Annotated in this window: 1 pseudogene; it reads left to right on the top strand. The window is 66.0% G+C overall.

From position 1 onward, the window contains the following. Positions 1-238, top strand: a pseudogene (locus SB765_RS33480) (ribokinase); the annotation flags it as partial.

Below are 238 nucleotides of genomic sequence, written 5' to 3'. Positions count from 1 at the left end.
CCAGAACTGCATCGTCATCATCCCCGGCGGCAACGGCCTGCTGACGCCACAGTCGGTACAGCGCTTCGATGCACTGTTGCAAGCGGCCGAGGTGGTCATCTGCCAGCTTGAGGTGCCGGTGGACACCGTGGCCTGGACCTTGGCCAGGGCGCGTGAGCTGGGCAAGCAGGTCATTCTTAACCCGGCGCCTGCCACCGGCCCCTTGCCGGCGGAGTGGTTCGCCCGCATCGATTACCTC

The sequence above is a fragment of the Pseudomonas sp. SIMBA_067 genome, assembly GCF_046534675.1.
In the GTDB taxonomy this organism is placed as follows: domain Bacteria; phylum Pseudomonadota; class Gammaproteobacteria; order Pseudomonadales; family Pseudomonadaceae; genus Aquipseudomonas; species Aquipseudomonas putida.
This window is presented reverse-complemented; position numbering and strand designations above follow the sequence as displayed.